The organism is Sphingosinicella sp., from assembly GCF_052388015.1.
Classification (GTDB): Bacteria; Pseudomonadota; Alphaproteobacteria; order Sphingomonadales; family Sphingomonadaceae; genus Allosphingosinicella.
In genome coordinates, this window is sequence record NZ_JBQTIN010000157.1 from 1 (window position 1) to 2,926 (window position 2,926).

Annotated in this window: 4 protein-coding genes; 1 reads left to right on the plus strand and 3 read right to left on the minus strand. The window is 67.4% G+C overall.

Translation table 11 applies throughout. From position 1 onward, the window contains the following. Both ACT4N3_RS12820 and ACT4N3_RS12825 read right to left on the minus strand, forming a co-directional pair. A partial coding sequence (locus ACT4N3_RS12820; RefSeq protein ID WP_444855617.1) for an AAA family ATPase occupies positions 1–1,316 on the minus strand: 1,316 nt, incomplete at its 3' end. A 122-nt stretch (positions 1,317–1,438) separates the two neighbouring features. Beyond that, a complete protein-coding gene (locus ACT4N3_RS12825; RefSeq protein ID WP_444855618.1) occupies positions 1,439–1,636 on the minus strand; it encodes a DUF1192 domain-containing protein in 198 nt (65 codons plus the stop codon). A gap of 72 nt (positions 1,637–1,708) precedes the next feature. On the opposite strand from ACT4N3_RS12825, the gene ACT4N3_RS12830 reads away from it, so the two are divergent. Further along, complete coding sequence (locus tag ACT4N3_RS12830; RefSeq protein WP_444855619.1) at positions 1,709–2,701, plus strand: NAD(P)H-quinone oxidoreductase; 993 nt, start codon at positions 1,709–1,711, stop codon at positions 2,699–2,701. On the opposite strand, the gene ACT4N3_RS12835 is transcribed toward ACT4N3_RS12830, so the two are convergent. Beyond that, positions 2,682–2,926: LysR substrate-binding domain-containing protein (locus tag ACT4N3_RS12835; RefSeq protein ID WP_444855620.1), on the minus strand; the 245-nt coding region annotated here is incomplete at its 5' end. The two genes, ACT4N3_RS12830 and ACT4N3_RS12835, sit on opposite strands and share 20 nt — an antisense overlap.

The window sequence follows — 2,926 nt, forward strand, 5'->3', positions numbered from 1 at the left end:
GCCATCGTCGAGATGACCGCCTCGATCTCCTTCACCGTGATCGTCTTCTTGCGCTTGGAGGGGACGACGAGCATCTGCATCGCGCCGACCTCGTCGATCACGTCGATCGCCTTGTCGGGGAGCTTGCGATCGGAAATGTAGCGGGCCGACAGCTCGACCGCGGCCTTGATCGCGTCCGGGGTATATTTGACGCTGTGATGCTCCTCGAACGCCGACCTGAGGCCGGCGAGGATCTTCACCGTGTCCTCGATCGTCGGCTCGTTGACGTCGATCTTCTGGAACCGGCGAAGCAGGGCGCGGTCCTTCTCGAAATGGTTGCGGAACTCCTTGTAGGTCGTCGAGCCGATGCAGCGGATCGCGCCGTTGGAAAGCGCCGGCTTCAGCAGGTTCGAGGCGTCCATCGCGCCGCCCGACGTGGCACCGGCGCCGATCACGGTGTGGATCTCGTCGATGAACAGGATCGCGTCCGGCAGCTTTTCGAGCTCGTTGACGACCGCCTTCAGCCGCTCCTCGAAATCGCCGCGATAGCGGGTGCCCGCGAGCAAAGCGCCCATGTCGAGCGAATAGATGACCGCTGGCTTCAGCACCTCGGGGACGTCGCCCTCGACGATCTTGCGCGCCAGGCCCTCGGCGATCGCGGTCTTGCCCACGCCCGGATCGCCGACATAGAGCGGGTTGTTCTTCGAGCGGCGGCAGAGGATCTGGACGGTGCGGTCGACCTCCGGCCCGCGCCCGATCAGCGGATCGACCCGGCCTTCCTGCGCCTTCTCGTTGAGGTTGACGGTGAACTGCTTGAGGGCGGATTCGGGCTTCTTCTTGCCCTCGTCCGGCTTCGCCTCCTCGGCGCCCTTCGGCGTCTCCGGCTCGGCGGCGCTCTCGCCCTTGCCGACGCCGTGCGAGATATAGGTGACCGCGTCTAGCCGGCTCATGTCCTGCTGCTGGAGGAAATAGACGGCATAGCTCTCGCGCTCGGAAAAGAGCGCGACCAGCACGTTCGCGCCGGTCACCTCGTCGCGGCCCGATGACTGGACGTGGAGGATGGCGCGCTGGACGACGCGCTGGAAGCCGCTGGTCGGCGCCGGATCGGTGTCGGTCTGGACCTTCAGCGCCTCGAGCTCGCGGTCGAGATAGTCGCGCATCTGGTCCTTGAGCTCTCCGGTATCGACGCCGCAGGCTTCCATCACGCGGCCGGCGTGAACATCGTCGACCAGCGCGAGGAGCAAATGCTCCAGCGTCGCATATTCGTGATGCCGGCTGCTCGCCTCGGCGAGGGCGTTGTGGAGCGTCTGTTCGAGTTCACGGGCGAAGGACGGCATTTGTTACTCCTGTGCGCCCGCGAGGACACCCGCGGGCCGCTTCACGCTTAATGTCGGAACTTGGTTAAGGTTCATCAACCATGGCCCGCGAAAAGTTCGCATATTCGCGGGGCGGGCGCGGGTCATCGCTTGAACAGATCCTCGGCGCTGGCGCGGAAGCTGACCGAGGCGTCGAGCTTCGCCTTTACCCGCGCGATCTCCGCCTCCAGCACCGCGATCCGGTCGTGCAGCTCGTCGACCGACAACGGGTCGAGGTCCTGCTTCGTCAGCAGCTTGAGCGGATCGTCAGGCTTGTCCGGAAACAGCTCGTCGAGGTCCATGAGGCGAATCGTTGACCGTTGCGGCGCCCAAGTCAATAAACCCGCGACCAATTGGGCGGGGGAACAGCGGAGATGGGCGCGCCGGACATGCTGGCGATCGACCCCGAGGGGCCGGGCGATCCGGAGGTGCTGGCCCTTGTACGGCGGCCGGTGCCGACGCCCGGCGACGGCGAGGTGCTGATCGAGGTCGCCGCGGCCGGCGTGAACCGGCCGGACGTGCTGCAGCGGCGCGGGCTCTATCCGCCGCCGCCGGGCGCGCCGTCGATTCCGGGCCTCGAAGTCGCGGGCAGGGTGGTCGCGGCGGGCGAAGGGAGTCGGTTCGCGATCGGCGACAGGGTCTGCGCCTTGCTCGCCGGCGGCGGCTATGCCGAATATGCGCTCGCGCCCGCCGGCCATTGCCTGCCCGTGCCCGACGGGCTCGACATGGTCGAGGCGGCGGCTCTGCCCGAGACCCTGTTTACGGTCTGGCACAATCTGTTCGAGCGCGGCCACGCGCGCGACGGGGAGACGGCGCTGGTCCATGGCGGCACCAGCGGCATTGGCACGATGGCGATCGCGCTCGGCCAATTGTTCGGGGTCGAGACCGTCGTCACCTGCGGCAGCGACGAGAAGTGCCGCCGGGCCGAGGCGCTCGGCGCCAAGCGGGCGGTCAATTATCGCACGCAGGATTTCGTCGCCGAGCTGCGGGCGATGACCGACGGCCATGGCGTCGCGATCGTCCTCGACATGGTCGGCGGCGACTATCTGCCGCGCAACCTGCAATGCCTGGCGGAGGACGGCCGCCACGTCTCGATCGCCGTCCAGGGCGGCGTGGGGGCCGAGATCAACATCGCCCAGATCATGCAGCGCCGCCTCACGCTCACCGGCTCGACGCTCCGCCCGCGCTCCGTCGGCTTCAAGACTCTGCTCGCCGAAGAGATCGGACGCGAGGTCTGGCCCTTGGTCATGGAAGGACGGCTGAAACCTGTGATCGACCGCGTCTATCCGTTGGCGGAAGCGGCTGAAGCGCATCACCGGATGGAAGCGGGCGAACATGTCGGAAAGATCATGCTGAAGGTGCGCTGACCGCGAACAAAGGCGCCAGCCACTCGACGAAGGAGGCGATCAGCGCGCGCCGCGCCGAGCCGCCGCTCCAGACCGCCCAGTAGGAATATTCGGCGCTGACCTGGTCGTCGAACAGGCGGACGAGCCGCCCGGCCTTGAGGTCGTCCTGCACCAGCCACGAACGCGCCAGCGCCACGCCGCCGCCGCGGCGGGCGACGTCGAGCGCAACGCCAAGATCGTCGATCG